This window comes from Cypionkella aquatica, from assembly GCF_030161095.1.
GTDB lineage: Bacteria > Pseudomonadota > Alphaproteobacteria > Rhodobacterales > Rhodobacteraceae > Cypionkella > Cypionkella aquatica.
This window is the reverse complement of sequence record NZ_BSPP01000004.1, coordinates 91,126-116,988: the sequence shown is the minus strand read 5'-3', so window position 1 is coordinate 116,988 and position 25,863 is coordinate 91,126. Positions and strand designations below refer to the sequence as shown.

General features: G+C 59.8%; 22 protein-coding genes. 12 read left to right on the top strand and 10 right to left on the bottom strand.

Features of this window, described 5'->3' with window-relative positions:
* Positions 1 to 52 precede the first annotated feature (52 nt).
* The 3 genes from pnp to QQJ98_RS04140 all read left to right on the top strand — a co-directional run bounded on the left by pnp (position 53) and on the right by QQJ98_RS04140 (position 4,339).
* Positions 53 to 2,191 (top strand): polyribonucleotide nucleotidyltransferase, encoded by a 2,139-nt coding sequence (gene pnp / locus QQJ98_RS04150; protein ID WP_284324067.1) that lies wholly within the window; start codon positions 53 to 55, stop codon positions 2,189 to 2,191.
* A 255-nt stretch (positions 2,192 to 2,446) separates the two neighbouring features.
* A complete protein-coding gene (locus QQJ98_RS04145; protein ID WP_284324066.1) occupies positions 2,447 to 3,211 on the top strand; it encodes a glycosyltransferase family 2 protein in 765 nt (254 codons plus the stop codon).
* Positions 3,212 to 3,274: 63 nt separating this feature from the next.
* Complete coding sequence (locus tag QQJ98_RS04140) at positions 3,275 to 4,339, top strand: rhamnan synthesis F family protein (protein WP_284324065.1); 1,065 nt, start codon at positions 3,275 to 3,277, stop codon at positions 4,337 to 4,339.
* A gap of 9 nt (positions 4,340 to 4,348) precedes the next feature.
* Here QQJ98_RS04140 and QQJ98_RS04135 read toward each other — a convergent pair whose 3' ends face one another.
* Positions 4,349 to 5,005, bottom strand: a complete 657-nt coding sequence (locus tag QQJ98_RS04135) for a peroxiredoxin (RefSeq protein WP_284324064.1) — start codon at positions 5,003 to 5,005, stop codon at positions 4,349 to 4,351.
* Between the two features lie 226 nt (positions 5,006 to 5,231).
* Between QQJ98_RS04135 and QQJ98_RS04130 the strand changes: the two genes are divergently transcribed.
* The 3 genes from QQJ98_RS04130 (at position 5,232) to QQJ98_RS04120 (ending at position 9,831) form a co-directional block, all read left to right on the top strand.
* Positions 5,232 to 6,677 (top strand): aldehyde dehydrogenase family protein, encoded by a 1,446-nt coding sequence (locus QQJ98_RS04130; RefSeq protein WP_284324063.1) that lies wholly within the window; start codon positions 5,232 to 5,234, stop codon positions 6,675 to 6,677.
* A gap of 122 nt (positions 6,678 to 6,799) precedes the next feature.
* Positions 6,800 to 8,776, top strand: a complete 1,977-nt coding sequence (locus QQJ98_RS04125) for an oxidoreductase (protein WP_284324062.1) — start codon at positions 6,800 to 6,802, stop codon at positions 8,774 to 8,776.
* Positions 8,777 to 9,048: 272 nt separating this feature from the next.
* The gene (locus QQJ98_RS04120) at positions 9,049 to 9,831 is read left to right on the top strand and encodes a 3-methyl-2-oxobutanoate hydroxymethyltransferase (RefSeq protein ID WP_284324061.1); all 783 of its coding nucleotides are present in this window, start codon (positions 9,049 to 9,051) and stop codon (positions 9,829 to 9,831) included.
* A 96-nt stretch (positions 9,832 to 9,927) separates the two neighbouring features.
* Here QQJ98_RS04120 and QQJ98_RS04115 read toward each other — a convergent pair whose 3' ends face one another.
* Positions 9,928 to 10,959, bottom strand: a complete 1,032-nt coding sequence (locus QQJ98_RS04115; RefSeq protein ID WP_284324060.1) for a LacI family DNA-binding transcriptional regulator — start codon at positions 10,957 to 10,959, stop codon at positions 9,928 to 9,930.
* A 145-nt stretch (positions 10,960 to 11,104) separates the two neighbouring features.
* Between QQJ98_RS04115 and QQJ98_RS04110 the strand changes: the two genes are divergently transcribed.
* The 3 genes from QQJ98_RS04110 to QQJ98_RS04100 all read left to right on the top strand — a co-directional run bounded on the left by QQJ98_RS04110 (position 11,105) and on the right by QQJ98_RS04100 (position 13,667).
* Positions 11,105 to 12,229, top strand: a complete 1,125-nt coding sequence (locus QQJ98_RS04110) for a fatty acid desaturase family protein (RefSeq protein WP_284324059.1) — start codon at positions 11,105 to 11,107, stop codon at positions 12,227 to 12,229.
* 33 nt (positions 12,230 to 12,262) lie between these two features.
* The gene (locus QQJ98_RS04105; protein WP_284324058.1) at positions 12,263 to 12,574 is read left to right on the top strand and encodes a MocE family 2Fe-2S type ferredoxin; all 312 of its coding nucleotides are present in this window, start codon (positions 12,263 to 12,265) and stop codon (positions 12,572 to 12,574) included.
* A gap of 118 nt (positions 12,575 to 12,692) precedes the next feature.
* Positions 12,693 to 13,667 carry a Gfo/Idh/MocA family protein gene (locus tag QQJ98_RS04100; protein WP_284324057.1) on the top strand — a complete coding sequence of 325 codons (975 nt, stop codon included), beginning with the start codon at positions 12,693 to 12,695 and terminating at the stop codon, positions 13,665 to 13,667.
* A gap of 113 nt (positions 13,668 to 13,780) precedes the next feature.
* On the opposite strand, the gene QQJ98_RS04095 is transcribed toward QQJ98_RS04100, so the two are convergent.
* The 8 genes from QQJ98_RS04095 to iolG form a co-directional block, all read right to left on the bottom strand.
* A complete protein-coding gene (locus QQJ98_RS04095; RefSeq protein WP_284324056.1) occupies positions 13,781 to 14,560 on the bottom strand; it encodes an ATP-binding cassette domain-containing protein in 780 nt (259 codons plus the stop codon).
* Entirely contained in the window at positions 14,560 to 15,681 is a 1,122-nt protein-coding gene (locus tag QQJ98_RS04090; RefSeq protein WP_284324055.1) for an ABC transporter permease, read from the bottom strand. The genes QQJ98_RS04095 and QQJ98_RS04090 overlap by 1 nt, the downstream gene beginning before the upstream one ends.
* A 73-nt stretch (positions 15,682 to 15,754) precedes the next feature.
* Complete coding sequence (locus tag QQJ98_RS04085; protein ID WP_284324054.1) at positions 15,755 to 16,711, bottom strand: sugar ABC transporter substrate-binding protein; 957 nt, start codon at positions 16,709 to 16,711, stop codon at positions 15,755 to 15,757.
* Positions 16,712 to 16,774: 63 nt separating this feature from the next.
* On the bottom strand, positions 16,775 to 17,884 hold the full coding sequence (locus QQJ98_RS04080; protein WP_284324053.1) for a phytanoyl-CoA dioxygenase family protein: 1,110 nt from the start codon (positions 17,882 to 17,884) through the stop codon (positions 16,775 to 16,777).
* Positions 17,881 to 18,864: a hydroxyacid dehydrogenase gene (locus tag QQJ98_RS04075; RefSeq protein ID WP_284324052.1), complete on the bottom strand. Its 984-nt coding sequence runs from the start codon at positions 18,862 to 18,864 to the stop codon at positions 17,881 to 17,883. The genes QQJ98_RS04080 and QQJ98_RS04075 overlap by 4 nt, the downstream gene beginning before the upstream one ends.
* Positions 18,864 to 19,676 (bottom strand): HpcH/HpaI aldolase family protein, encoded by an 813-nt coding sequence (locus tag QQJ98_RS04070; protein ID WP_284324051.1) that lies wholly within the window; start codon positions 19,674 to 19,676, stop codon positions 18,864 to 18,866. The genes QQJ98_RS04075 and QQJ98_RS04070 overlap by 1 nt, the downstream gene beginning before the upstream one ends.
* A gap of 10 nt (positions 19,677 to 19,686) precedes the next feature.
* Positions 19,687 to 21,123, bottom strand: a complete 1,437-nt coding sequence (locus QQJ98_RS04065) for an NAD-dependent succinate-semialdehyde dehydrogenase (RefSeq protein WP_284324050.1) — start codon at positions 21,121 to 21,123, stop codon at positions 19,687 to 19,689.
* 3 nt (positions 21,124 to 21,126) lie between these two features.
* Positions 21,127 to 22,134 carry an inositol 2-dehydrogenase gene (iolG, locus tag QQJ98_RS04060; protein ID WP_284324049.1) on the bottom strand — a complete coding sequence of 336 codons (1,008 nt, stop codon included), beginning with the start codon at positions 22,132 to 22,134 and terminating at the stop codon, positions 21,127 to 21,129.
* A 126-nt stretch (positions 22,135 to 22,260) separates the two neighbouring features.
* Here iolG and iolD point away from each other — a divergent pair, with 126 nt between their 5' ends.
* From iolD to QQJ98_RS04045, 3 genes are read left to right on the top strand one after another with little or no spacing between them, the layout of a single operon-like run.
* Positions 22,261 to 24,147, top strand: coding sequence for a 3D-(3,5/4)-trihydroxycyclohexane-1,2-dione acylhydrolase (decyclizing) (gene iolD, locus QQJ98_RS04055; RefSeq protein WP_284324048.1), 1,887 nt, complete (start codon positions 22,261 to 22,263; stop codon positions 24,145 to 24,147).
* Positions 24,148 to 24,151: 4 nt separating this feature from the next.
* Complete coding sequence (iolE, locus tag QQJ98_RS04050; protein WP_284324047.1) at positions 24,152 to 25,045, top strand: myo-inosose-2 dehydratase; 894 nt, start codon at positions 24,152 to 24,154, stop codon at positions 25,043 to 25,045.
* Complete coding sequence (locus QQJ98_RS04045) at positions 25,042 to 25,863, top strand: SDR family oxidoreductase (protein ID WP_284324046.1); 822 nt, start codon at positions 25,042 to 25,044, stop codon at positions 25,861 to 25,863. The genes iolE and QQJ98_RS04045 overlap by 4 nt, the downstream gene beginning before the upstream one ends.

Below are 25,863 nucleotides of genomic sequence, written 5' to 3'. Positions count from 1 at the left end.
ACGGGAGTCACGGGCAAGGGGCCTGTGGGTGCTTCCATATAGGGAACGATAGATGTTCAACGTGACTAAAAAATCCATCCAGTGGGGCGAAGAAACGCTGACGCTGGAATCGGGCAAGGTTGCCCGTCAGGCTGATGGCTCGGTTATTGCCACTTTGGGCGAAACCAGCGTTATGGCCAACGTGACTTATGCGCGCGCGCCGAAACCGGGGCAGGATTTCTTTCCGCTGACCGTGCATTATCAAGAGAAATACTACGCCGCTGGGAAAATTCCGGGCGGCTTTTTCAAACGCGAAGCGCGTCCGTCTGAAAAAGAGACGCTGACCTCGCGTCTGATCGACCGTCCTTGCCGCCCGCTGTTTGTTGAAGGCTTCAAGAACGAAGTGCTGGTGATGGCGACCGTGCTGAGCCATGACCTTGAGAATGACCCGGATATCGTCGCCATGATCGCCGTTTCGGCGGCGCTGACGATTTCTGGCGTGCCGTTCATGGGGCCGATTGGCGCGGCGCGCGTTGGTTTCACCGGTGGTAACTACACGTTGAACCCGTCTGTTGATGACATGCATCAGCTGCGCAACAACCCGGATCAGCGTTTGGATCTGGTTATTGCGGGCACCAAAGACGCCGTGATGATGGTGGAATCGGAAGCCTACGAGCTGACCGAAGAAGAAATGCTGGGCGCTGTGAAGTTCGGTCATGCGGCGATGCAGCCGGTGATCGACATGATCTGCGAATTTGCAGAAGAATGTGCCAAAGAACCTTTCGACTTCCAGGCCCCTGATTATGCGGACCTTTATGGTCGTGTGAAAGCGGCTGGCGAAGTGCAGATGCGCGCGGCTTTCGCTATTCGTGACAAGCAAGAGCGGACTTCGGCGATTTCGGCGGCTGTTTCGGCGATCAAGGGTGCTTTGTCGGACGAAGACAAGGCCGATCTGAACCTTGGTTCGGCGATCAAAAAGCTGGAAGCTTCGATCCTGCGTGGCGACATCATCAACGGTGGCGCGCGGATTGACGGGCGTGACAATGCGACCGTGCGTCCGATCGTGTCGGAAACCGGTATCCTGCCGCGTACCCATGGTTCGGCTTTGTTCACCCGTGGCGAAACCCAAGGTCTGGTTGTGACCACTTTGGGCACGGGCGAAGATGAGCAGATCATCGACGCTTTGCACGGCAACTCGCGTTCCAACTTCCTGCTGCACTACAACTTCCCTCCCTATTCGGTGGGCGAGGTGGGTCGTGTCGGCTCGCCGGGTCGTCGTGAGATTGGTCATGGCAAACTGGCATGGCGCGCTTTGCAGGCCGTTTTGCCTGCGGCAACCGATTTCCCGTATACCATTCGTTTGGTGTCGGAGATCACGGAATCGAACGGCTCGTCCTCGATGGCTTCGGTCTGCGGTGGCTCTTTGTCGATGATGGATGCGGGCGTTCCGCTGAAATCGCCAGTGGCTGGCGTGGCTATGGGTCTGATTCTGGAAGATGACGGTCGCTTTGCTGTGCTGACCGACATTTTGGGCGACGAAGATCACCTTGGCGACATGGATTTCAAGGTTGCAGGCACCGCCAACGGCATCACCACGATGCAGATGGATATCAAGGTGGCTGGCATCACCCCGGAAATCATGGCGCAGGCCCTGTCGCAAGCCAAGGATGGCCGTTTGCACATCTTGGGTGAGATGAACAAGGCACTGTCTGCGCCGCAAGGGTTCTCGGAATATGCTCCGAAAATCGAAACCTTGCAGATCCCGACCGACAAAATCCGCGAAGTGATCGGCTCGGGCGGCAAAGTGATCCGTGAGATCGTTGAGCTGTCGGGCGCGAAAGTTGACATCAACGACGAAGGCATCATCAAGATCGCGTCGTCGTCGGCTGAGAACATCAAGAAGGCCTATGACATGATCTGGTCGATCGTGGCAGAGCCGGAAGAAGGCCATATCTACACCGGTAAAGTGGTGAAGCTGGTTGATTTCGGGGCATTCGTGAACTTCTTCGGCAAGCGCGATGGTCTGGTGCATGTCAGCCAGATTGCCAACAAGCGCCTGAACCACCCGAACGAGATCCTGAAAGAGGGTCAAGAAGTGAAGGTCAAGCTGTTGGGCTTTGACGATCGCGGCAAGGTGCGTCTGGGCATGAAGATGGTCGATCAGGAAACTGGTCTTGAGATCACCGAAAGCAAAGAAGAAGCCGACGCGTAAGCTTTTACAGCGGATTGTGACGGGCATGGCATACGCCGTGCCCGTCATATTTTTTTGTCAGAGTGCCTTGGCGTTTGTGCTGAGGTGTCGTCGTGTCAAGTTTTGTGTGTTTTTGTGACGACAAAGCCGCTAGGCTTAACTCGAAATTTTTGAATGGCAGTCATGGGTTGGTTTCGTAACGCAAAGAACCATTTTCGGGTCAATCGTGCGATCCGAGAGATTGAAGCGCGCAGCATAGTCGCACGGCCGCACGGGTTGCCAAATCTGCTTTTTGTATCACTCACAAGCTATGCTGCCCGGTTTGATGTGCTGCATCTGACGCTGGGCGGGCTTTTGACGCAAACGGTTCAACCAGATATGGTGCTGCTGTGGGTGGCTGAGGCGGATTTCGGCTCGCTTCCGCCTCGGGTTTTGGCCATGCAGTCAGACCGTTTTCAGATCCGGGCTACTTCGGATACGCGATCCTACAAAAAGATAGTTCCGTTGCTGGCCGAGCAGCCCGACGCCTATATCGTGACGGCGGACGACGACGTGTACTATCGGGCAAACTGGCTGGAAGATCTGGTTCGTGCGGCAAAGCTGTATGCGGGGCAAGTGCTGACACATCGGGCGCATCGCATCACTTACAAGCCCGACGGCCAGATGAAGTCGTATGAGGACTGGGATCTGGACATTGGACGCGCCATCGCAAGTGGAAATGTCTTTGGTCAGACCAGCGCTGGCGGCAATATCTTTGCAACAGGGGCGGGCGGGGTGCTTTATCCGCCGCACAGCCTTCATCCTGATGCGGTGCGGGCTGATCTGTTCACGCGACTCGCGCCCTATTCTGACGACGTCTGGCTGTATTGGATGGCACGCAGGCAAGGCACGATTGTGCGTCACCTTGGGCCGCGTTTTCGCGTGCTGGAATGGCCGGGATCGCAAAGCCAAAGCCTGCGGGCGCGCAATCGGGGGAAAGCTGGCATGAGCGGAAATGATATCGCAATTGCTGCGATGACGGAGCATTTCGGCTTGCCCTGACACCGTCACAAGTCGTTCCTGGATCTAAGCTGCTGGTTTTCCCAATAGGTTAAGAGTTTCAACATGCCACCTCTGTGGATCGTTAAGCGTGAAGTGCGCCGCACACTGGATCAAGCCAAGTTTCCCTTTCTGATTGCCAGCGCGCCGATCTTTCGCAAGCTGCATGATCGCCGCAAATCGCGCACAAGTCGCCTCACGATGGGCTCTCGGACGCGCGGGCCAAACGTAGCGTTGGTTTTGCTTTATCAGCCCAAGGGCGTACTGGCCTCGACCTTTGAAACGTGTCGTTATCTTTCGGCGAAGGGATATAGCTGCCTGATTGTGTCAAACGCCGTGCTGTCAGAGGGTGATCGGGCAACGCTGTCTCCCTATTGTTTTGAGATGCTGGAGCGGCCGAACTTTGGCTATGATTTCGGCGGCTATCGTGACGGGATTCTGCATCTGTTGAACAGTGAAGTACCGATGAAGGGTTTGTTGGTGCTGAATGATTCCATCTGGTTTCCGACCCTGTCAGGGGAAGATTTTCTGGATCATGTTATGGCGCAGAAAGCGGATATTTACGGCGCGGTGATGGCGCGGCCCAAACGGCGGAGCGCGCCGAACCATCTGCAATCCTACGCCTTTGCCTTCGGGCAGTCTCTGGTTGAAAGCCCTGAATTCGCTGATTATTGGCGCAACCTTCCGGTCTGCAACAATCGCAGATGGACGATCCGCCAATGCGAATGCAAGATGACCGAGCATTTTCGTCAGCGCGGCTTTAGCGTCGGCGCACGCTGGGATTTTGCGGAGGTTGTCGCGGCGATTGGCCGATTGAGTGATGACGACTTGGTCGCTTTGCTGCAGTGGGATGCAAGGCGGCGAAAAAATCGCGCATTGGTTGTCACGCCGCTGCTTGCGCTTCGTGGGCAGCCGGAGTGGCGTAAGCAAGCCGAAGACTATATACATTTGCCCTGCGCCGGGAAATTTATCTTGCTTCTCCACCCAGCGCTGCTGGCCGAGATGGGCTTTCCCTTCCTGAAAAAGTCGTTCGAGGCGAACTACACAAAGTTTCGTCCGATCTATGCGCAAGTGTTGGAGGGGCGTTGCGATCCCATTGTGCTGGCAGAGGTTGCCCAATGGGATCGCTGAGGCCGACCGTTACTTCGGTTGCTTGGCAAACCGCAGATACGGCAGTTTGATATCCAGCGCGCCGAATTTCTCGGTGGCTTGGTCGTTGTTCAGGCTAAGCGCGACGATCACGTCCTGCCCCGGTTGCCAGTTGGCGGGGGTGGCGATTGGCACGCCGTCGGTGGCCTGCACGGCATCCAAAGCCCGCAGGATCTCGGCGAAGTTGCGGCCCACTGACATCGGGTAAGTCATCGACAGGCGGACTTTTTTATCCGGCCCGATGATGTAAACGGTGCGCACCGTCGCGGTGTTGGCGGGGGTGCGGCCTTCGGTTGGCAGGTAGTAATCGGCGGGCAGCATGTCGAAAGCCTTGGCAACGGTCAGGCTGGTGTCGTCGATGATCGGGAAATCAGCGGGCGCACCGCCGAAGGCTTCAATGTCGCGCTTCCATTTGCCGTGGTCGGCGACCGAATCGACCGAAACGCCGATGACTTTGGTGTTGCGCTTGGCCCATTCCGGCGCAAGCTGGGCGACCGCGCCAAATTCGGTGGTGCAGACCGGGGTGAAATCGCGCGGATGGCTGAAAATGATCGCATAACCGCCCGCGAGCCAATCATGGAAATGGATGGTGCCCGCGGTGGATTCGGCGGTGAAATCCGGGGCTACGTCGTTGATGCGGATAGACATGTGTTCTCCTGGGGCTGTCTGATGCGGTTTATGTAAGCGATTTGGAACGGAATTTCACTATCCCGCGTCGAGCTGCCGTCAGAAGGGAAAGAAATTCTGCGCAAAGGCGGTTAGGGTGGAAACTCTGCTGCGTTTCGGCTGTGCGCTGCGCGACATTTCTTGTCGGCCCAAGGCTTGTGCGGTCGGCTTGGCGCTGCCATATTATGATCAAATTCAGGAGTCTGGCATGATCATCAAACGTGATTTCTATATCAACGGTAAATGGGTGGCCCCGGTTGTGCCGCGCGATTGCGAGGTGATTGACCCGTCAACGGAAGAACCCTGCGCGGTCATCTCGCTGGGGTCGGCGGCCGATACCGATGCGGCTGTGGCTGCAGCCAAGGCGGCGTTTCCAGCTTGGGCTGCGACAGAGCCTGCGGTGCGGCGCGAAGTGGTGGTGAAGATTTTGCAGCAATACGAGCTGCGGTTGGAAGAGCTGGCCCATGCAATCGCGATTGAAATGGGCGCGCCGATTGATATGGCGCGGTCCAGCCAAGCGCCTTGCCTGCCGTGGCACGCGACCAACTTCCTGACCGCGTTTGATGCGCTGGAATGGGTGCGCCCGCTGGGGCCGCATGCGCCGAATGACCGTATCGCGCTGGAGCCGATTGGTGTGGTGGGGCTTATCACACCGTGGAACTGGCCGATGAACCAGATTGCCTTGAAGGTGATCCCGGCGATTTTGGCGGGCTGCACCTGCGTGCTGAAACCATCCGAGGAAAGCCCGCTGAACGCGCTGTTGTTCGCGGAATTCTGCCATGACGCAGGCGTGCCGCCGGGGGTGTTCAACCTTGTCAATGGCGATGGGCCGGGCGTTGGCGCGGTGCTGTCGTCGCACCCGGATGTTGAGATGATCTCGTTCACCGGATCGACCCGCGCTGGCCGCGCGATCTCGGCTGCAGCGGCGCAAACGCTGAAGCGCGTGACGTTGGAGCTGGGCGGCAAGGGTGCCAATCTGGTGTTCGCCGATGCTGATGACAAAGCGGTGGAACGCGGTGTGCGGCATATGATGAACAACTCGGGTCAAAGCTGCAACGCGCCAAGCCGGATGCTGGTCGAACGCCCGATCTATGATCGAGCGGTGGCGATCGCGGCGCAAGTGGCTGATTCCATTAAGGTTGGCTCGGCACATGAGCCTGGCAAGCACATCGGCCCGGTGGTCAACAAACGGCAATGGGAACAGATTCAGGGCTATATCCAGAAGGGCATCGACGAGGGTGCGCGGCTGGTGGCAGGCGGTCCGGGGCTGCCGGAAGAGTTCAACCGCGGCTTTTATGTCAAGCCGACGGTGTTCGCCGATGTGGTGCCTGGGATGACGATTGAAAAGGAAGAAATCTTCGGCCCGGTGCTGTCGATCATCCCGTTTGACACCGAAGAAGAGGCCGTGCGTATCGCCAATGACACGCCCTATGGTTTGACCAATTATGTGCAATCCAGCGATGGTGCGCGGCGCAATCGGCTGTCGCGGCAATTGCGGGCTGGCATGGTTGAGATGAACGGCCAATCGCGCGGCGCGGGCTCGCCGTTTGGTGGGGTGAAAGCCTCGGGTCGGGCGCGCGAAGGTGGGCATTGGGGGCTGGAAGAGTTCCTTGAGGCCAAGGCGATCTCGGGCTGGGATTCTGAACTGGCCTAAGCCACATGAAAGATAGACGCCGCCCCTGACCGGGCGGCGTTTTGCATTTGGACGTGAAGTGGAAACTTGACACATATGTCAAGTTAGGTTTTGCTGGGCTTAGCCACAGCAGGAGCCACGCCATGACCGCGCATCCCCGTTTGCTTTCACCATTGCAGATGCGAGGCCAGACCCTGCGCAACCGCATCGTGTTCGGCGCACATACCAACAATATGTCGGATCAGGGGATTCCGGGTCCACGGATGGCGGGCTATTTTGTCGAACGTGCCTTGGGCGGCGCTGCGATGATCGTGACCGAACCTGTGCCGGTGCATAGCACGGGTGTGCTGACGCGGGGCAATATGCTGTATGGGTCGGATGAGATTATACCGCACTTTCAGCGTATTACCCAAAAGGTGAACGAGGCGGGGGCGGTGATCTGCCAGCAGCTTTACCATGTTGGCGCGCATGGCGATTCAGACTTGAGCTTCGCGCCACACTGGTCGCCCTCGGGTGGGCCGTCGTATCACGACAGCGATGGCTCGCATAAAATGACGGAAGCCGAGATTGAGGAATTGCTGGCGGCGCATCTGGATGCGGCGATCCGGGCGAAGAAATCGGGGTTTCAGGGGGTCGAGGTTTGGGCGGCCTATCATTCCCTGCTCGATCAATTCTGGACCCCGTGGTCGAACCAGCGCGATGATAAATGGGGCGGCAGCTTGGAGAATCGCACCCGGTTCTCGCGGGTTCTGGTGGAAAATATCCGCCGCGCTTGTGGTGAGGATTTTATCATTGGCATGGCGGTCAGCTATTCAACCGCCTATTCTGCCACGCTTTCGGCAGAAAATCTGTGTGAGATCATCAGCTTGCATGATGACACCGGGCATCTGGATTATGTGACGGTGGGGGCGGGCAGCTATCTGGAGTTTGACGCGATCATCCCGCCGTTCACCCATGGCGAAAAGCTGACGACGCCGCTTACAGCGCAGCTTAAGGCATTGGCGAAGACCATCAAAATCACCTCTGAGGCCGGGGTGCGGACGCCGGAAAACGGCGAGTCGATTATTTCTTCGGGTGAGGCGGATCTGGTGTCGATCGTGCGCGGGCAGATTGCCGATCCACATTTGGCGCGCAAAGCAACCGAAGGCCGCGCCGAAGATATTCGCGGCTGCATTTCGTGCAATCAGATGTGCTGGGGGCGGCGCAGCCGGGATTACTGGATTTCCTGCCTGATCAACCCGTCGGTGGGGCGCGAATTTGAATGGGGCGGTGATCGGTTTGAGACCGCGGCGCAGGGCAAGTCTGTGCTGGTAGTCGGCGCAGGGCCCGCAGGGCTGGAGGCGGCGCGGGCTGCGGCAGAGCGTGGCCACGGCGTTGAAATCGTTGAGGCCTTGCCGGTCATCGGCGGACAGTTCCGGTTGGCTGGGATGCAGCCCCGGCGGGCGCAGATCTTGGATTTGATGGGCTGGTATGAGCGGCAGTTTGAAAAGCTGGGCGTGACTTTGCGGCTGAACACCTATCTCGACGCCGATGACATCGCGGCGCATGGGGCCGATGTGGTGGTGCTGGCGACGGGATCGCTGCCAGACGAAAAGGCGTTTCAACGCTGGCTGCCGCATCTGGAAAGCCTGCCGGGGCTGGAGTTGGGCGGTGTGTGGTCGCCCGAAGAGGTGATGCGGCGCGAGGCGCGGTTGGGCGATGCGGTGATCGTTTATGACGAAGGCTCGAACTGGCGCGGCGTTGGCACGGCTTGGGCTTTGGCCGAGGCGGGCAAAGCGGTGACGATTGTGACGCCCGAGGCTTTTGTCGGCAAGGAAATCGCGCGGACGGCGGCGGATGGCGCGGCGCGGCGGCGGTTGGCGCAGTTGGGCGTGGTGTTCAAGACCGAAACTTGTATCGCGGGCTGGCATGGCAATGGCGCGACGTTGCGCAACTTGCTGACCGGAGAGGAGACGGTTTTGGCCGCCTCGGGGCTGGTGATGGCGACGACGAACCGGGCGTTTGATCCGTTTCCCGAGGTGATCGCGGGCAAACAAACGCTGCGGATCGGCGATTGTGTGGCACCTCGGCTGGCGGCCTATGCGTTTCACGAGGGGCGCAAGCTGGCACTTTCGCTGTAGCGTCAGGGTGGATGGGCGTATGCAATAAACTTGCATTTATGATCTACGCCTCTGATAGGATTTGAGCGGAAGCGTTGCAGATCCATCGGCCAGAGTTGCCATAGCGGGTTGGACATTGCAGATTTGACAGTAAGGACGACCGCATTGGGCGGCAGCGTCAAAGCGTGTGCATCTTCATCCGCCAGCTTGACTTGCAACGCTTGGGCGTTGCGGGCGGGGGGATGGGCGTGCCGCGATCTGGCGCCTGAATTTCTGCTATCATAGGACCATAGATGAGACCCACCGTCGCCGATATCCGCGCCCTGAAGGGCAAGCGGCAAATCACCATGCTTTACGTCATCACCCCCGAAGAAGCTGCAGCCGCGGCGGCGGCACATATCGACATGCTGTCGATCGAGGCGCGCTATTGGTCGCCTGCGATGCGGGCTGCGGCGGGGGACTGCTTTGTGCAGATCGGCCTGCCTTACCGCGAGCTTGTCACCAGCGAAGACTACCTGCGCGCGGCGCATAAAGCGATGCAGTCAGGCGGCGATTGCGTCTATTGCGCCGCGTCGCTTGCGACGGTGCGGGCGCTGGCGGATGAAGGGATTCCGGTGGTTGGGCATCTGGGGCTGATCCCGTCGAAATGCACTTGGACCGGTGGTTTCAAGGCGGTCGGCAAGACCAGCGCGGGGGCTTTGGCGCTGTGGCAACAGGCGGTGGCGCTGGAAGCCGCCGGGGCTTTCGCGGCCGAGTTGGAGGTGGTGCCGGACCGCGTTGCGGCAGAGCTTTCCAAGCGGAGCAGCCTGATCATGCTGGGAATGGGGGCGGGGCCGGGGGCGGATGCGCAGTATCTTTTCGCCGAAGATGTGCTGGGCTACACCCGTGGCCATCGCCCGCGCCATGCCAAGACCTACCGCGATTTTGCGGCTGAAAATGATCGCTTGCAGGCCGAGCGCATCGCCGCATTCAACGAATTCCGCAGCGATGTCGAAAGCCGGGACTATCCTGCAGCGCAGCATGTTGTGCCGATCTTGGATGCGGAATTTGCGGCCTTTATGGCCAAGCTGCCGTGATGAAATCACATTGAAATGGCTGGCGCGGCACCCGGTTTCCTTGCGGTTGTCGCGCTGGTTCACTGAAGCAAAGCTTTGTTATTGCGATAAAATATCTTAGATGCTTTCGGGCAGGACCAAATTCATCGGCAGAAAAACCTGACCGGATGATTGACCGGGGCCGCGGGTGACTGCACGCAGGGCAAGGTCGAACAATTCGGTGCAGATCGCCCGGATTGGGGTGTCGATCACCAGTGACAACACGCCATCCGCCATCGCGCGGCGGCTGAAATCTGTCAACTCGTTGGCGACGATTTCGACGCTACCAACGCGGCCTTCGTCGCGGATTGCATCAATAATGCCCTCGCGGCCACCGCCTGCGCAATAGATCCCGGCGAGTGTGGGATGGCGTTTGAGCAGCGACAGCGTGGCCTCGTAAGAAAGCTTGGCAGTGTCGAGGTTCACTTGGGTTTCCAGCAGGGTGAGGTCGGGGCGGTTCTCGCGGAAATAGGCGCGGAAGCCGGTTTCGCGCAATTCGTGGCCGTGCCAGCGATGACCGCCGACGAACAGCGCAATCTCGCCCTGCCGCCCTTGCAGGCCGCGTGAAATCATCCAACCCGCGGTGCGCCCGACTTTGAGATTGTTCGGGCCGATGTAGGATTCGCGGACACCTTGGGCAAAATCTGACAGCAGCGCAAACACTGGGATACCGCGCTGCTTGACAGACTCGACCACCTCGGTGACGCGGGGATGGTCGATGGAAACCAGCCCGATGGCCTGCACACGTTCGGCCATTTTTTCGACCGCAAGCACGATGTCGGCGGGCTGTGACGAGGGCAGGAAGGCGACGGTCAGGCGAATGTTCATCCGCCGCTCTTCCAAGGCCAAAGCCTCGGCCATGGTTTTGAAGTTCAGGTAGAAATCGCTTTCCTGCAGCAAAAGCAGGCCGATTTTAAAAGTTGGCACATCATCAAGGATGCGTTTTTGCAGCAAGGGTGCTGCGTGAAAGCCGATGCTGCGGGCCGCTTCCAACACCCGCAGGGCGGTGCCTTCGCGCACGGTTTTGCGACCGTTGAGGACGCGATCCACCGTGGCGACAGAGACTCCGCTGGCCTCGGCAAGGTCAGTGATGGTGGGGCGCTTGGTCATGGGGCGGCTTTCATTATCTATCCCAAAGCCTGATCGAATATGAGGCAAAATGCAATGATATGATCAGACATGGATGATTTTCATTGCACGGATCGCCGGGTTTCATATGGCTTGCTAGAGGTTATCAGCGATGAAGGACGGATTGATGAGCCGGAGTAACCGCGACTATGCGCTTTTGGGGCGCGATGCGAAACTGGCAGAGGAGATCGGGCTTGTCTCGGCGCAGTGGTATCACACCGAGATTCCAAGATCCGAGATGAAGGCGCTGATGAAGCGCAGCGACGGGCCTGCAATCCGCGACACGATCATTCTGTTCGGGGTGATGCTTGCGGCAGTGTCGGGCGGCATTGCGCTGTGGCCAAGCTGGTGGTCGCTGCCGTTCTGGGCGGTTTACGGCGTGATGTATGCTTCGGCGATGGATTCGCGTTGGCATGAATGTGGCCATGGCAGCGCCTTCAAGACCCGCTGGATGAATGACGCGCTGTATCAGGTTGCGTGCTTTTGCATGTTGCGCAACCCGGTGACATGGCGGTGGAGCCATACCCGTCACCACACAGATACGATTGTCGTGGGCCATGATCCCGAGATCATCGCAATGCGGCCGGCCGATGTGGCGCGGTTGCTGATCAATGTGTTCGGCGTTTATGAGTTGATTGGCAACGGGCGCACCACGCTGCAATTGATCGCAGGCTATATGCCGGAAACCGTGAAAACCTTTGTGCCGGAATCAGAGCGCAGCAAGGCTTTCCTGATCGCGCGGATCTGGGCGGTGATCTATCTGAGCGTCGCGGCTTTGGCGATCTGGATGGGGTCTATCTTGCCGTTCATGGTGATCGGGCTGCCGATTTTCTATGGCAGCTGGCACATGGTGATGACCGGGGTGATGCAACATCTTGGGCTGGCAGAGAATGTGCTGGATCACCGCCTGAACAGCCGCACGGTCTATATCAACCCGGTCAGCCGATTCATCTATTGGAACATGAATTACCATGTGGAACATCACATGTTTCCGATGGTGCCCTATCACGCGCTGCCGAAGCTGCATGAGGTGGTCAAGCACGACATGCCGCCCGCACATGGGTCGATCTTCTCGGCCTATGCCGAGATCATTCCGGCGCTGCGCAAACAGTTTCAGAACCCCGATTGGTTCGTGAAGCGCAGCCTGCCCGGCACTGCCAAGCCCTATCGCCCCGAGTTTCATGGCGATCTGGAACCCGGCCAGCCAACCCCCGGTATTGGCGGCTATCCGCTTGCCACTGCTGCAGAATAGCCCAACCAAAGCCAGCAATCGACGAGGATGAACATGCCCTGGATTAACGCCTGCGCCACTGATGATATCGACGAAGAAGATGTGATCCGCTTTGATCATGGCGACACAAGCTATGCGCTGTATCACAGCCCGGATGGCGATTTCTTTTGCACAGCGGGCTTCTGCACGCATGAGAAGGTGCATCTGGCTGACGGTCTTGTGATGGATTATCTGATCGAATGTCCCAAGCATAACGGCCAGTTCGACTATCGCACTGGTGAGGCGCGGCGGGCTCCGGTTTGCGTCAATCTGCGGACGTTTCCGGTTAAGGTCGAGGCCGGGCGGGTGATGGTTGACCTGCCGTAAACTGTCGTTCCGGCGCAGCTTTCACGTATTGCAACGATAATTGACAAAAATGTAAATTATACCGTATTTGTTGCGATGTGGGGCTGTGGCGCGGCTGCGGCAGATGAGGGGGCTTGGCATGATTGGCATCATCGGATCGGGGGTGATGGGCATGTCGCATGTCGCCACCTTGACCGGGCTTGGCGGGGCAAAGGTGGTGGCGGTGTCCGACCCGGATGCGGTCAGGGTGGCGCAGGCGGCGGCTTTGGCCGGTGGAGCCAAGGTGCTCTCGCCCGAGGCGCTGATTGCTGATCCGTCGGTGGATGCGGTGATTGTGGTGTCACCTGATGCCAAGCATGCGGAACAGGTCTTGGCCTGTCTGGCGGCTGGAAAGCCTGTGCTGTGCGAAAAGCCCCTTGCCACCAGCTTGGCCGATGGGGCTGCGATCTTGCGGGCGGATGCTGGGCGGGGTCTGGTGCAGGTTGGCTATATGCGGCGGTTTGACCCGGATTATGTTGATCTTAAACAGCATTTACAGGCCGGTGGCGCGGGCGATCCGCTGTTGATCCGCATGATCCACCGCAATGCGACTGCCCCGGCGTTTATGGTGGGCACCCAAGGTATCACCAATTCGATGGTGCATGAGTTTGATATTCTGCGCTGGCTGATCGGTGAGGAGATCTTGCGCATCCGGGTGCAAACGCCGCGGGCGGCCAAGCAGGGCGGCTTGATTGATCCGTTGCTTGCGGTGGCCGAGACGGCCTCGGGTATTCTGGTCGAGATGGAGAACTCTGGCAACGTGCGCTACGGCTATGACATCCGCACCGAGATTTTGGGCAGCGCGGGGGCTTTGATGATGGCGGCGCGGCCTGCCACACGCCGGCAGACGGCAGCGGGAGAGGTGATCAGCCATCCTGCAGATTTCACCCAGCGATTTGCCGATGCGTATCGGATTCAGTTTCAGGACTGGATCGCGGCGCTTGCTGCGGGCAAGACCAAAGGTGCGGGGTCGAATGCTTGGGATGGTTACGTCGCAATGGCGGTGGCAGAGGCCGGTGTTGCGGCGCTGCAATCTGGTGACTGGGCTGATGTGAGCTTGCCAACCCAATTTTAGATTGCGCGCGCGTTTGCGCATTTGGCGTGTTTGCCGACTGTAATCGCCGCCAGACCCAAAGCCACGCGGGCAGTTTGGGTTTGGCAGTGGTTATGTGCTCTTGGGCGATATGTTCAGACGGTGCCGCCGAGAGAAGATTCTAGCGTGGCCAGCTCTTGCCCGCCTGCCATCAAGTCTTGCAGCGCACTTGCATCGACCGCGCCGCGCTCGGCTGTGCCAAGGGTTTGGCCCCGGTTCAGCACGGTGAAACGGTCGCCCACCGCCAAGGCGTGGCGGACGTTATGGGTGATGAAGACAACGCCAATGCCCTGCTTGCGCACGCGGTCGACGGTGGACAGTACATTGGCAGTCTGGCGCACGCCAAGCGCTGAGGTCGGTTCATCCAGGATCAGCACTTTCGCGCCGAAATAGACTGCGCGGGCGATGGCGACGGTTTGACGCTCGCCGCCCGACAGGGTGCCTACGGCCTGATCAGGGCCGCGCAGATTGATGCCCATTTTGCGCATCTCGGCCACGGTGATGTCATCGGCAAATTTGGAATTCATCGTGCGGAATGGCCAGATGCCCTTTTCCGGCTCGCGGCCCATCCAGAAGTTGCGGCTGACGCTCATCAAAGGGATCATCGCAAGGTCTTGATAAACGGTGGCAATGCCTGCAGCCATCGCGTCGCGTGGGCTGGCGAAGGCCACGGTTTGACCATCGACAAGCATCTGGCCTTCGGTCGGACGATACACCCCGGACATGGTTTTGATGAAGGTGGACTTGCCCGCGCCATTGTCGCCCAGCAGGCAATGACACTCGCCCGCGCGCACATCAAAGGACACACCGTTCAAGGCAATCACCGGGCCGAAATGCTTGGTGATGTTCTTCATTTCGAGGATTGCAGCGGACATTAGCGTTCTCCGGTAATGATGCGGCGGATGTAGGTGTTCATGATCACGGCGATCAGCAGGATCATGCCAAGAAACACCCGGAAGAGAGAGCTTTCCGCATTGGCAAAGAACAAGCCCTGCTGCACCACGCCAAAGATGATCGCGCCGAGGGCCGCCCCGATCACCGAGCCGTAGCCCCCCGTCAGCAAGGCGCCGCCGATGACGACGCAGATGATCGCCTCGAACTCTTTCAACAGGCCACGGTCGGCTGCGGCAGAGCCAAATTCCATCACCTGACAGCTTGCAAAGACGCAGGCGCAGAAGGCCGAGAACATGAACATCAGGATTTTCACCCGGTTCACGGGCACGCCGACATAGCGCGCGGCTTGGGCGTCGCCGCCTGCGGCAAACACCCAGTTGCCGAATTTGGTGCGGGTTAGCAGCCAGTGGCCGAAGATCGCAAGGCCAATGGCCCAGACCACCAGCATCGGCACGCCGTCGATCACCGGTTGGCCTGCGCGGTTGCCCTTGGTGAAGGTGGCGATCCAGCCCGCGTCGCCCATCCAAGTGAACAATCCGCCAAGGATTTTGCCGCCGAACAGCGCCGCCAACCAGTCGCCTTGCGCGCGTTCAGCGACGCCACCGATGATGGTTTGGCGGGTGAAATACACCGAACCCCAGATGGTCAGGCCGCGCAGAATATAGAGGAAGGCAAGGGTTACGATGAAAGATGGCAGCCCCGTGCGGATCACCAGCCAGCCGTTGATCGCGCCCAGCAGAATACAAAAGGCGAAGGTTGCAGTGATGGCGGCCCACATTGGCCAGCCCATCTGCACCGACAAAATCGCCATCATCACACCTGCAAAGCCAATCATCGAGCCGACGGAAAGGTCAAACTCGCCCGCGATCATCAACAGGCAGGCTCCAACCGCGATCACCATGAATTGCGCGGAAACCACGGTCCAGTTCAGCACACCTTCGGCGGCGAACATGCCGCTGTCGCCTGCGATGGCACCGAACAGCAGGAACACCAAGATTGTGCCGCAGATGCCACCAAGCTCGGGCCGGATCAGCGCGCGCCGCCACGGGGCGACTTGTTTCATGCGCTCGTCCGGGCGCGGTGCGGTTGTGGTCTCGCTCATCAATTCTCTCCCCTTGGCGGCGATAGGGGGCGGCAATCGGCGATGCCAACTGCCGCCCCGCACTGGTGTCAGCTTAGCGGTATTCGCCCGCCAGTTTCTCGACCAGTTCGATATTGTCTTTCGTCACAAAGCCCGGCCCGGTGAGGATCGAGTTGGTCGGAGCGACGCCGTAGCGGACAAAGTTGGTCAGCACCTGCACCGGGATGGAGCCTTGCAGGAAGGGTTGCTGGTCGATCGCAAAATTGATCGTGCCGTCTTTGATCGCAGCCGAAATTTCGGCGGAAAGATCGAAAGTGCCGAAGTAGATCTGGCCATCAAGACCCATATCTTTGACCGCGCGGATCGAGGGTTCCGCAGAGTTCGGGCCAAGCGTCAGGATGCCGTTGGTTTCGGGATTTGCTGTCAGATAGGCTTTGACTTTGTTCTGCACCTCGGACGGGTCCATGCCGGAATCGATCATCTGGTTGCCCAGTTCCACGCCGATACCGTCCGCATAGCCCCGGCAGCGCTCGACCGATTGCGGGTTGGTGATGTAGTGGTTGACGCAGACGAACGAGGTCACGCCTGCTTCTTTCGCGCGCTTGCCAGCACCCAAGCCTGCCTCATATTCAGGCTGGCCGACATGCATCATCGCACCCAGCTTTTGGCTTTCTTCGATGGTGCCAGAGTTGACGGTGATCACCGGGATGCCCTTGGCGATGGCGTCTTTGATCGGGCCTTCCAGCACGTTGTAATCGGCGATGGTGACGATGATACCGTCGACGCCCGCCGCCGAAGCCTGCTGCACAAGGCGTGCCATATCGGCCAGATCACCTGTCGGCGGGTTGCGGTATTCGGTGGTCACCCCCATTTGTTCAGAGGTGATTTTGATGGCGTTCTTGATGACGTTGAACCAGCTGTCGCTGTCTGGGCCGTGGCTGATCCAGACGAATTGTTCACCTTCGGCATGGGCGGCGCTGGTCATGGCGCCTGTCAGGGCCGAGGTGGCCAAAATGGCGCTGATGAGCGCGCGTTTTACGAAATTCTTCATGTCTTTATTCCTCCCAGAATTGGCTTCCCGTTGCTCTCCCGCCGGAAGCCTTTGCGGTAACTGTCAGGCGCGGCGCTTGTTGGTCTGCGTCTCTAGCGCCGCGTCCAGCGTGGCTTGATCCCAACCCGCTTCGACCGCCCGCGCCACAAGGGCTTGCTGGGTTTCAGGCGCGAGGCCCCCCAGCGGCGGGTCGGTGTCAAGATTGGTGGGGAAGGGGTAGCCATCCGCCGTGGCCGCAATGACGGCAGCGCGCTCGGCTTGTGTCAAAGCGGCAAGATGGGGGTAAACCGCGCGCACCATGGCTTTGCGGTCGATTTCCTCCATATGGCGGGCGAAAGCAGAGGCGGTTTGGATCAGGTTGACCATGCGCACCACGTCGGTTGTCTTGTTCTCGCCGCCCGCGTGGAACAAGGCTGGGCTGAAGAAGATCGCATCGCCCTTGGCCAGTGGCAGCTGGACGTGGTTTTCCTCAAAATAAGCGGCAAATTCGGGTTGGGTCGCGGCGATATAGCCGGGTTTGTAGCGCTGCGAGTGTGGCAGCAGTTTGGTGGTGCCGCTTTCGGGCGACATATCAACATGCGCGACGCCGCCTTGCAGGATCAGCGTCGGCCCGGTCAGGTGAATATGGTCGGGATATTCAGCCATCTGATCGGCGGACATAAAGCCCAGATGATAGTCGCGGTGCGGTGCTTGTGCCTTGCCGCCGGGGCGGACTTGGTTGACCTGGGTGGCAATCTGATAGCCCGGCCCAAGCCAAGCGCGGCAGGCCAGATCAATCACCGGGTTCGCCATGTAGCGCGCATAGACGTCTGGGGCACGCAGGCACAGCTTTTGCAGGCTGTTCCAGATCCGGTCATTCGCGCCCGCCTTGGCAAAGTGATCGCCAGCCGCCACGCCCGCAGCACGTTCATCGGCAATGATGGCGCGGAAAACATCCGAGGCGGCGTCGATGGCGCTGGTATCGGCAAAGGCGGCCTTTACGACGAATACGCCGGGGCCGTCGCCGATCACCCGCGCCCATTCCGGGGCGATGGCGGGAGTGACGGTGCGCGCATCGTAAATCGGGATGCCCTTTTCGATGCGCACGGCACCGGGGTAATCGGCAAGCCGGGTTTCACGCTCTACGTCTGCGCGGAAGTCGGCAAGGCTGATGGTCTCTGCAAGGCGGGTCATGCTGATTTCTCCGTTGTCGGGCGGAAGGTGTTGATGACAAGCGCGCTGTCGAGCGTGCCATCGAAATAGTCGATGACATTTTGCACCGACATGATTGCCATGCGTTCGGCACATTCGGCGGTCAGTCCGGCGATATGCGGTGACAGCACGACCTGATCGAGGCCGATGAAAGGATTGGCCGCAGTCGGCGGTTCCACGTCGAACACATCCAACCCGGCGGCGGCGATATGGCCAGAGCGCAAAGCGTCGGCGAGGGCTGCTTCGTCCACGATACCGCCGCGGGCGGTGTTGATGAGGATGGCACCGGGGCGCATGGCGGCAAGTTCGGCGGCACCGATCAACGGCTGATCAGCGCGCGGCACGTTGAGGGTGATCGCATCGGCCCAAGCCAGACCCTCGGCCAGATTGGTCACCGGGGCGACGGGGCCTTCGGGCCAGCCTTTTGACGCAAGATAGGGGTCAAGGGCGCGCACGTTCATGTCAAAGGCCAAGGCAAGCCGTGCGACCTGCCGACCGATGCGGCCATAGCCGATGATCAGGAAATTCTTGCCCGAAAGTTCGGATGCCTCAAGCTGATTGCGCCAGCCCCAGTGCGCGGGGTTGCGCACGGAATTGTCGCCGCGCAGCACGCGTTTGGCAGCAGACAGCAGGAGCATCATCGTATGCTCGGCGACGGAAACCGAGTTCACATCGCCCACAATCGTCAGCGTGATGTCGCGGGTATTCAGGGCGGGCAGATCAACCGCATCATAGCCCACGCCGTGGCGCGAGACGACGCGCAGGCGATTGGCCAATGCCACGGTTGCCGCAGAAAGCGGTTGCGTGCGGATCACCAAAGCATCGGCGCGGTGGATCAGCGGGGCATAGGAAGGCTCTGATACTTCCTCGATATAGTCAAAGGTGAACCCGCGCCTGGTGGCATCGTGCAGCAGGGCAACGCCAGAGGGGTGCAGCTTTCCGGCTACTAGAATATGCGGCATCAGTAGCCGCCTTTTTGCACGGGCGCGGCGTGATCGCCCTTGGTCAGTTCGCGGAATTTGGTGACCGAAGCACCTGCGGCTGCGGCCAGAAACCGCGAGTCGCCGCCCACAGTGGTCATGTTGAACCCCCAAGCGATGGCGCGCGCGGCATATTCCGGCGTGCCACAATGCAGGGCGGCTTTGATGCCATTTGCTTTGCAGGCGGCGACGATGCGTTGCAGCGCGGCGATCACCTCGGATTCTTCGCGGTCAAAGGCAGGGGTCAAGCGGCCCTTGGACAGTGAAAACGACAGATCGGCGGGGCCGACATAGATGCCGTCGAGACCGGGGGTGGCGGCGATGGCGTCAAGGTTATCCATCGCGGTGGCGGTTTCGACCATGGCAAAGGCGAGGATCTCATCATTGGCTTCGGCGGCGTAATTGGCGCCCACTGCAAAGGCGGCGCGGGTGGGGCCAAAACTGCGCTCGCCATGGGGCGGATAGCGGACATAGCTGACAAAGCGTGCGGCATCCTCGGCGGTGTTTACCATCGGGCAGATGATGCCATAAGCGCCCGCATCCAGCAGTTTCATGATGATCGCGGGATCCAGCCACGGCGCGCGGGCCATCAGGGTGATGCCACTGGCCCGCATCGCCTGAAACATCGGCAGCACATCGCCATAGTCCAGCGCACCATGCTGCACGTCGATGGTGATGCTGTCGTAGGGCTGGGCGGCCATGATCTCGGCGGTGAAGGAATTGCCGATCGAGCACCACCCATTGATCGTAGGTTTACCCTCGGACCACAGCTGTTTGAGGCGATTTTTGATCATTGCAGTTCCCTTAAAACACGATCTGCGCAAGTTTGGTGTCGAGGTAATCGCCGATACCCTCTAGCCCGCCCTCGCGGCCCATGCCGGATTGATTGGTGCCACCGAAGGGGGCTTCGGATGCGGCCATGGCAAAGCTGTTGATGCCAACCATGCCAGCTTTCAGCGCGGCAACGGTGCGGCGCGCGCGGGCGGGGTCGCGGGTGAATGCATAGGCAGACAGGCCCATGTCAGAGGCATTGGCGCGGGACAAAACCTCGTCCTCGCTGGAAAAGCGGGTGATGGCGGCGATGGGGCCAAAGTTTTCCTCGGCGAAAACCCGCATGTTATCAGAGACATCGGTTAGAACTGTTGGCGCGTAGAAGTGCCCAGCGTTGAAGCCTGCAGCGCGGGTGCCGCCCAAGGCCAGCGTCGCACCTGCCTTGAGCGCATCGGCAACAATCGCTTCCATCTCGGCCACACGGCCCGCGTTGATCAGCGGCCCCATGGTGGTGGCCGCATCCAGACCGTCGCCGAGTGTGATCGCGCGGGCGCGGGCCACGAAGCCTTCGACAAAGGCATCATGCAGGCTTTCGTGCACGAAAAAGCGGTCGGCGGTGACACAGACTTGCCCCGCATTGGCATATTTCACCCCGACCGAGACGTTAAGCGCCAGTTCAAGATCAGCATCGTCGTAAATGATCAGGGGGGCATTGCCGCCCAGTTCCATCGAGACCTTTTTCACCGTATCGGCGGCATCGCGGATCATCTGCTGACCCACGCGGGTCGATCCGGTGAGGGAAACCTTGCGCACCCGTTTGTCGGCCATCAGTGGCGTGTAAGTGGCAGCGGTGGGGCCGACCACAAGGTTGACCACGCCATCCGGCAAGCCCGCCGCGTGACAGCAAGCCACAATGAGCATCGCCACGCCGGGGGTCTGGCTGGAGGGTCGCAGCACCACCGCACAACCCGCTGCCAGCGCCGGGGCCACCTTGCGCGCAACCAAGGCGGCGGGAAAGTTCCAAGCGGTGAAGGCCGCGACAATGCCGACGGGTTCGCGGCTGACCTCAAAGCGGCCACCCGGCACGCGGCTTTCGATGATGCGACCGTAAACGCGGCGGGCTTCTTCGGCATACCAGCGGAATTGGTCGATGCTTAAAGCCCATTCGCGTTCGCCCTGCACCAAGGGTTTGCCGGTCTCCAATGCGATCATCCGCGCGCCGTCGGATTTGCGCTGGATCATCTGATCGGCAATCGCGTGCAAAGTATCGGCACGCGCAAAGGCCGCAGCGCGGCGCCACGTCGCAAGCCCGATTTCGGCAGCGTCTATCGCCTCGGCAGTGTCGGCGGCATTGGCAAGCGGCACTTGGCCCAAGGGTTTTTCTGTGACGGGAGAGGCCACTTCGGACAGCCCACCGCCGTTGGATTGACGCCACTTGCCGCCGATAAACAGGCCGTAATCCTGATACATGATCTATCCGATCTCGCTGACGCGGACGGTGCGCGCCTCGGCCACCGATTTCATCGCGGCTTCGGCCAGCACAAGCGCCAAGCGGCCATCGTCAAATCCGACCTCAACCGCCGCCTTGCCTTCAACCGCGTCGACGAATGATCCGATCTCGGCGTTGAAAGCGTCGGCATAGCGCTCGATGAAGAAATCCAAGAGCGGGGCGGCGGTGTTGGTGCCGCCCGCCAGATGGCGGGTCATGTTATGGGCGCGGCGGTTTTCGGAAATCACCATGCCCTTGTCGCCGAAAAGCTCTAACCGCTGATCGTAGCCATAGAGTGCTTGCCGCGAATTGATGATCACCGCCTGTTTGCCGCTGGACGTTGTCATGGTGACGACCACGGAGTCATAATCGCCAAGGCGTGCCATCAGTGTGGGGTTGACCAAACGCGAGCCTGTGGCGGTAACGGTTTCAACCTCTTCGCCCAGCATATAGCGGGCAAGGTCAAAGTCGTGGATGGTCATGTCGCGGAAGATGCCGCCCGAAACCTGCATATAAGCATCAGGTGCCATTCCGGGATCGCGCGAGGTGATCACCACTTGGTGCAGGGTGCCAATTTCGCCATCCAGCATCGCCTGACGCGCGGCGCGGTGGCCAGCGTCAAAGCGGCGCACAAAGCCGATCATGACGGGCAGTTTCGTATCCTTGATGCGGCTTTGGCACAGGTTCACCCGCTGCAAATCCAGATCAATCGGCTTTTCGCAGAGCACAGCCTTGCCCGCTGCAATCGCCGCTTCGATGTAATCGGAATGGGTGGCGGTTGAGGTCGCAATCAGCACTGTATCGACATCGGGGCTGGTGATCATCGCTTCTGCGGTGTTGAACACTTTGGCGCCCAGCTTGGCCCCCAGTGCATCCGCCGCTGCGCCGTTTACGTCATACAAGCCCGCCAATGCGGCGCGACCATGCGCTGCGATATTCGCCGCATGCATGACACCAATCCGGCCACAGCCGAGCACACCGATCTTCAACATTTGATTCCCCTCCGCCACGTCTGCAACTTACATTGCAACGTTCTTCAATTTACATTGCAGATATGAAAATCTGTCAATATACATTTTTCAAGTTTAACGGACGCGACATTCGCAGGAGGAGGCGAGATGACCCGGACGACAGAGCAGGCGCATACGGTGCGCTTGACCATGACGCAGGCGCTGGTGCGCTGGTTGACCATGCAAAGCACCGTGATTGATGGCCAGACGGTGCCGCTGTTTGCGGGGGTGTTTGGCATTTTTGGCCATGGCAACGTCACTTGCCTGTCCGAAGCGCTAGAGGCGGTGCAGGATGTGCTGCCGACTTGGCGTGGTCAAAATGAGCAGTCGATGGCGCTTGCGGCGGTTGGTTTTGCCAAGGCGAAACGGCGGCGGCAGTTGATGGTGGCGACGTCTTCTATTGGGCCGGGGGCGTTGAATATGGTGACGGCGGCGGGGACGGCGCATGCCAATCGGCTGCCGGTTTTGCTGCTGGCGGGCGATAGCTTTACCAACCGCTTGCCTGATCCGGTGATGCAACAGGTTGAGCATTTTGGTGATCCGACGGTGACGGTCAGCGATGCGTTCAAGGCGGTGACCCGCTACTGGGATCGCATCACGCATCCATCGCAGATCATCTCATCGCTGCCGCAGGCGGTGGCGGCGATGTTGGACCCTGCCGATTGCGGCCCGGCTTTCCTGTCGTTGCCGCAGGATACCCAAGAGCTTGCCTTCGACTATCCCATTGAATTCTTTGAACCCCGCATGTGGCAAGTGCCGCGCCCACGCCCGGATCGCACCAAGCTGGCCGAGGCGGTGGCCCTGCTGAAAACCGCGAAAAAGCCGTTGATTATCTCGGGCGGTGGCGTGCGCTATTCGGGGGCAGAAGAAGCCGTCGCCGCATTTGCCGCCAAGCGTGGCATCCCGGTGGTGGAAACCATCGCGGGCAAGGGGGGGCTTACGCATTATCATCCGGTGCATGCTGGGCCAATCGGGATCATCGGCTCGACTTCTGCCAATGCGCTGGCGGGCGAGGCGGATGTGATCATCGCCATCGGCACAAGGCTGATGGATTTCACCACTGGATCTTGGACCGCCTTTGACAAAGCGGCGCGGTTCATTGCGATCAACGCGGCGCGCTATGATGCGATCAAGCATCGCTCGGTTGCGGTTGTGGGGGATGCGCTGGAATCGGTTCAAGAGCTGGATGAGGGCCTTGGCGATTGGGCGGCACCGGCAAGCCATTTCTCTCATGCCAAGGCGCTGTTCGCCACATGGGATGCCTTGCTTGACAGCCATCAAGCGCCCACCAACAGCCCGGTGCCAACCTATGCGCAGGTGGTCAATGTCGTGAACGCGGCGGCAGCTGAAAACGACACGCTGATTGCTGCCGCTGGGGGGATTCCGGGCGAAGTGGCGAAAGGCTGGCGGGTGAAAGCGCCGAACACCTTTGATCTGGAGTTCGGCTTTTCCTGTATGGGTTATGAAATCGCCGCCGGTTGGGGCTGTGCTATGGCACAGGAAGGCCCCGGCGCACCCGGTGGCACCCCCATCGTGATGGTGGGTGACGGCACCTATATGATGATGAATTCCGACATCTATTCGACGGTGCTTTCTGGCCACAAGATGATCGTGATTGTCTGCGACAACGGCGGCTATGCGGTGATCAGCCGCCTGCAACAGGCCAAGGGCGTACCGGGGTTTAACAACCTGCTGAAAGATTGCCGGATCACCGACCGCGCGCAGCCTTTGCACGTTGACTTTGCCGCGCATGCCGCCTCTATGGGCGCAGCCAGCCGCAAGTGTGACAGCCTTGCTGATCTGGCCCCTGCACTGGAATGGGCTAAATCCAACGACCGCACCACGGTGATTACCATTGTGACTGATGCCTACGCTTGGGTGCCGGGCGATGCTGATTGGGACGTTGGCGTGCCGGAAGTTTCAAACCGCGACGGCGTGGCTGATGCCCGCGCGCATCAACAAGAAATCCGCGCTAAACAGCGCGTCGGAGTGTGAAGATATGAAGGCTAAACTGGGTATTGCGCCGATCGCATGGTGGAACGACGATCTGGCCGAGCTTTCCGATGATGTCAGCCTTGAGGAGTGTCTACGGCAGGCCTCGGTTGCGGGCTTTACCGGCATGGAAACCGGTCGGCGTTTTCCGATGGATATGGCCGAGCTGGGGCCGATCCTGAACAAATACGGCATCTCGGTCTGCGGTGGGTGGTTCTCGGGCCTGCTGCTGGATGGCGATCTTGAGGTTGAAAAAGAGCGCGTCGCGCAGCAGTTGGCGTTCTTCAAGGCCGCCCATGCACCTTGCATCGTTTACGGTGAGACCGCGCGTTCGGTGCAAGGGGTGAAATCCGCACCTTTGGCGAGCAAGCCGAAACTGACCGAGGCAGAGATCGCCGCTTATGGCCGCAAGATCAGCGACTTTGCTGATTGGTGCGCGGGTGAAGGCATGCCGATCAGCTATCACCACCACATGGCCGCTGCGATTGAAACCGAGGCAGAGCTTGATCTATTCATGAAGCACTCGACCGTGCCGCTGCTTTATGATGCGGGCCATATGGCCTTCGCTGGCGGCGATGTGCTGCGGGTGCTCGACAATCACCACAAGCGGATCACCCATGTTCACACCAAAGACGTGCGGGCGTCGGTGATTGACGGTCTGGATCGCAGCCGCGAGTCGTTCTTGGATGCGGTTGTCAAAGGCGCGTTCACCGTGCCCGGCGACGGCAGCCTGGACTTTGAGGCCATCGTGCAGCGTTGCGCGCATCATGGCTATGAAGGCTGGTTCGTGGTTGAAGCCGAGCAAGATCCCAAGGTCTCGCCGCCACTGGATATGGCGATCAAAGGCCATAAAGAGCTGATGCGCGTGATGGCTGCTGCGGGGTATGAGGTCGTGCAATGACCACGTTCTCTGGCAACCGCATGGACGGCAAAATCTGTGTGATCGCCGGGGCGACCCAAGGTCTGGGGGCAGCGATTGCCCGCAGACTGGCGGCCGCTGGTGCGGCGGGCATCGTGATCACCGGGCGCAATGCGGCGCGCGGCGACGCGGTGGCAGTCGAGATTTCCGCCACCACGCCTGCGCGTTTTGTTCAGGCCGATCTGGGCAGCCCCGAGGATTGCGCGAAAGTGTTTGCCGAAGTTGATGCTGCGTTTGGCCGCGTCGATGTCTTGGTTAATGCAGGAGCGTTGACCGACCGTGGCACCATCCTTGATACCACGCCGGAGTTGTTCGACGCGATGTTCGCGATCAATGTGCGCGGGCCGTATTTCATGATGCAGCATGCGCTGAAACTGATGATCCGTGATGGGATTCATGGGGCAATTTGCAACATCGGCTCGATTTCGGCGTTGTCTGGTCAGCCGTTCATCAACGCTTATTGTGCGTCGAAGGGCGCGCTGAGCACCCTGACCGGCAATACCGCGTTTTCGGTCGCCGCCAACCGCATCCGGGTCAATCAACTGAACGTCGGCTGGATGGCGTCGGATCATGAGCGCGCCTTGCAAGCGGCCTCTGGCGATCCCGATTGGGAGGCCAAGGCCACGGCAACACTGCCGTTTGGGCGCTTGGTTGACCCTGCTGAAGCTGCGCGCGCGGTGAATTTTCTGGTCTCGGATGATGCCGGGATGATGACCGGGGCGATTGTGAATTATGACCAATCGGTCTGGGGCGCGGTGGCGGGCGGGATGCCTGTGCCGGATGGTCCGATGACGCTGTAA

Excerpts from the sequence above, each read along its gene's own strand:
- iolD (WP_284324048.1), top strand. The coding sequence starts at position 22,261 with ATGACCCGGACGACAGAGCAGGCGCATACGGTGCGCTTGACCATGACG.
- QQJ98_RS04075 (WP_284324052.1), bottom strand. The coding sequence starts at position 18,864 with ATGCCGCATATTCTAGTAGCCGGAAAGCTGCACCCCTCTGGCGTTGCC.
- QQJ98_RS04100 (WP_284324057.1), top strand. The coding sequence starts at position 12,693 with ATGATTGGCATCATCGGATCGGGGGTGATGGGCATGTCGCATGTCGCC.
- QQJ98_RS04120 (WP_284324061.1), top strand. The coding sequence starts at position 9,049 with ATGAGACCCACCGTCGCCGATATCCGCGCCCTGAAGGGCAAGCGGCAA.
- iolE (WP_284324047.1), top strand. The coding sequence starts at position 24,152 with ATGAAGGCTAAACTGGGTATTGCGCCGATCGCATGGTGGAACGACGAT.
- QQJ98_RS04110 (WP_284324059.1), top strand. The coding sequence starts at position 11,105 with ATGAGCCGGAGTAACCGCGACTATGCGCTTTTGGGGCGCGATGCGAAA.
- QQJ98_RS04125 (WP_284324062.1), top strand. The coding sequence starts at position 6,800 with ATGACCGCGCATCCCCGTTTGCTTTCACCATTGCAGATGCGAGGCCAG.
- QQJ98_RS04070 (WP_284324051.1), bottom strand. The coding sequence starts at position 19,676 with ATGATCAAAAATCGCCTCAAACAGCTGTGGTCCGAGGGTAAACCTACG.
- pnp (WP_284324067.1), top strand. The coding sequence starts at position 53 with ATGTTCAACGTGACTAAAAAATCCATCCAGTGGGGCGAAGAAACGCTG.
- QQJ98_RS04080 (WP_284324053.1), bottom strand. The coding sequence starts at position 17,884 with ATGACCCGCCTTGCAGAGACCATCAGCCTTGCCGACTTCCGCGCAGAC.
- QQJ98_RS04130 (WP_284324063.1), top strand. The coding sequence starts at position 5,232 with ATGATCATCAAACGTGATTTCTATATCAACGGTAAATGGGTGGCCCCG.
- QQJ98_RS04045 (WP_284324046.1), top strand. The coding sequence starts at position 25,042 with ATGACCACGTTCTCTGGCAACCGCATGGACGGCAAAATCTGTGTGATC.
- QQJ98_RS04095 (WP_284324056.1), bottom strand. The coding sequence starts at position 14,560 with ATGTCCGCTGCAATCCTCGAAATGAAGAACATCACCAAGCATTTCGGC.
- QQJ98_RS04115 (WP_284324060.1), bottom strand. The coding sequence starts at position 10,959 with ATGACCAAGCGCCCCACCATCACTGACCTTGCCGAGGCCAGCGGAGTC.
- QQJ98_RS04105 (WP_284324058.1), top strand. The coding sequence starts at position 12,263 with ATGCCCTGGATTAACGCCTGCGCCACTGATGATATCGACGAAGAAGAT.
- iolG (WP_284324049.1), bottom strand. The coding sequence starts at position 22,134 with ATGTTGAAGATCGGTGTGCTCGGCTGTGGCCGGATTGGTGTCATGCAT.
- QQJ98_RS04135 (WP_284324064.1), bottom strand. The coding sequence starts at position 5,005 with ATGTCTATCCGCATCAACGACGTAGCCCCGGATTTCACCGCCGAATCC.
- QQJ98_RS04065 (WP_284324050.1), bottom strand. The coding sequence starts at position 21,123 with ATGTATCAGGATTACGGCCTGTTTATCGGCGGCAAGTGGCGTCAATCC.
- QQJ98_RS04085 (WP_284324054.1), bottom strand. The coding sequence starts at position 16,711 with ATGAAGAATTTCGTAAAACGCGCGCTCATCAGCGCCATTTTGGCCACC.
- QQJ98_RS04140 (WP_284324065.1), top strand. The coding sequence starts at position 3,275 with ATGCCACCTCTGTGGATCGTTAAGCGTGAAGTGCGCCGCACACTGGAT.
- QQJ98_RS04090 (WP_284324055.1), bottom strand. The coding sequence starts at position 15,681 with ATGAGCGAGACCACAACCGCACCGCGCCCGGACGAGCGCATGAAACAA.